This window comes from Mesorhizobium sp. P5_C1 (assembly GCF_054049815.1).
Genome location: NZ_JBFULQ010000863.1, coordinates 1 through 1,624, shown reverse-complemented (window position 1 = coordinate 1,624; position 1,624 = coordinate 1). Strand labels below are relative to the sequence as shown.

The following is a 1,624-nucleotide window of genomic DNA, read 5'->3' as shown; positions in this document are numbered from 1 at the left end:
CTTGTGGGCCGCCGGATAGCGCGCCGCAAAGCCATTTCGATTCAACGCAGATGGCAGCGCTTTGCAATTCATGCAGATAGTCGTCAGTTAATTGTTGACAATTGACAAAATTAGACCGACCTTTAGCAGCAGGCACAAGCGCATCGCGTTTGTGAGGAAATGTTTCGGGAGGACCGATGGCCTTTGTGGAACTCGATAAGCTGACCAAGCGCTACGGCAAGCTGACGGTGGTCAACGCGGTCGATCTCGCTATCGAGAAGGGAAAACTGGTGTGCCTGCTCGGACCTTCGGGCTGCGGCAAGACCACGACCTTGCGCCTGGTTGCCGGCTTCGTTCAGCCGTCGGACGGTCAGATCCGTGTCGGCGGCCGTGTTGTGTCGTCGCCCCACGCCAGCGAGCCGCCGGAAGCGCGCAACATGTCGATGATCTTCCAGAGTTATGCGCTCTGGCCGCATATGACCGTGTTCGAGAACATCGCCTACGGCTTGCGGCTTCGTCGCATGGGCAAGGCCGATATTCAGGCAAAGACAGGCCGCATCCTCCAGGCGACCAAGCTCGAAAGTCTGGCCGAGCGCTATCCGGGCGAGTTGTCGGGCGGTCAGCAGCAGCGTGTTTCCCTGGCGAGAGCCCTTGTCATCGAGCCGGAGACGCTGCTGCTCGACGAGCCGCTTTCCAATCTCGATGCCAATCTTCGCGAGGAGATGCGGTTTGAGATCCGCCGCCTCCACGACGAGTTCCGCTACACGACCGTCTATGTCACGCACGATCAGACGGAGGCCATGACCGCTGCCGATGTCATTGTGGTGATGAACCAGGGCAATGTCGAGCAGGCCGGCTCGCCCGAAGACATTTACGAGCGGCCGCGTTCGGAGTTCGTTGCACAGTTCATCGGCGGCACCAACATCTTCAAGGGCAAGCGGGTCGGAACGGACACCGTCGATTGCGGCAACGGTCTGCTGCTGCGCTGTGGCAGCGGCGACTATGCCGCCAACGGCCAGACCGCCGTATCCGTGCGGCATCACGATCTGCATCTCACCAACGAGAAACCGAAGGGCGATCCGAGCAACTGGGCCACCGGAAAGGTCGTGCGCCAAGTCTATCTCGGGTCGCATCGCGATTATCTTGTCAATCTATCAGGTGGCGAAACCGTGCGGGCGATCGCGCCTGTCGATGTCGCGGTCCCGGAAAACCAGCAAATTTGGCTTCATTGCCCACCTGATCGTTGCCGGGCGCTCGCACACTAGGGAGAGAGAGAATGTCCAATAAGAAAGTCGCAGCAGGCGCGCTTTTAGCAGCCTTGGCATGGGGTCAATTGGCCTGGGCCGGTCCGCCCGAACCCTACAAAGTTACGGACGACCTGGTTGCCGCGGCAACCAAGGAAGCATCGGTCGTCTACTACACCTCAACCGATGTCCAGGTCGCCGAGAAACTGGGCGCCGCATTCGAGGCGCACTATCCAGGCATCAAGGTCCAGGTGGAAAGGGCCGGTTCGGAGCGCGTCTTTCAGCGCATAGGACAGGAATATTCGAGCGGCATCCACAACGCCGACATCATCGAAACCTCCGACGCATCCCATTTCCTGACGTTCAAGGAGCAGAACTGGCTGACGCCGGCCGTTCCGGAG

At 59.9% G+C, this 1,624-nt stretch carries 1 protein-coding gene and 1 pseudogene; both read left to right on the top strand.

Features of this window, described 5'->3' with window-relative positions:
• Window positions 1-176: 176 nt before the first annotated feature.
• Window positions 177-1,244, top strand: coding sequence for an ABC transporter ATP-binding protein (locus ACXJ7R_RS32060; protein WP_095080504.1), 1,068 nt, complete (start codon window positions 177-179; stop codon window positions 1,242-1,244).
• Between the two features lie 11 nt (window positions 1,245-1,255).
• Window positions 1,256-1,624: pseudogene (locus tag ACXJ7R_RS32055) on the top strand (iron ABC transporter substrate-binding protein); the annotation flags it as partial.

Excerpts from the sequence above, each read along its gene's own strand:
- ACXJ7R_RS32060 (WP_095080504.1), top strand. The coding sequence starts at position 177 with ATGGCCTTTGTGGAACTCGATAAGCTGACCAAGCGCTACGGCAAGCTG.